At 55.5% G+C, this 366-nt stretch carries 1 protein-coding gene; it reads left to right on the top strand.

The window, feature by feature from the left end; translation table 11 throughout:
• Positions 1–210, top strand: a 210-nt coding sequence (locus tag EJ903_RS27530) for a hypothetical protein (protein WP_210211590.1), incomplete at its 5' end; no start/stop codon positions are given.
• Positions 211–366: the final 156 nt, after the last annotated feature.

The raw sequence follows: 366 nt of genomic DNA, 5'->3' as shown, positions 1-366 counted from the left end.
ATCACCTCCTTTCTAAGGACGCTGACCCAAGACCTTGATCCGGTCCAAACGCAACGCTTCAAGCGCCGCCGTCGGCGCATCCCTTCTCGACAATCTGGAACACAGGCTGGGCATTCCAGCGTGTGTTTTGGGTTGGCGAGAAGTGTTTGGCAGTCTGTACTGCACGACCGCCGGATCTTTGACATCGTGAATAAAGTCGAGTGTAAGTGACCGAGGATGCATCTTCATAAGAGCGTCCGCGTTCAGGGCGGTTTGTCCCTGTGCGTGACGTTCGGTAACGAGATCAAGCGTCTGAAGGGCATCTGGTGGATGCCTTGGCACTGAGAGGCGATGAAGGACGTAGCACGTTGCGATAAGCTGTGGGGA

The sequence above is a fragment of the Azospirillum griseum genome (genome assembly GCF_003966125.1).
Taxonomy (GTDB): domain Bacteria; phylum Pseudomonadota; class Alphaproteobacteria; order Azospirillales; family Azospirillaceae; genus Azospirillum; species Azospirillum griseum.
This window is presented reverse-complemented; position numbering and strand designations above follow the sequence as displayed.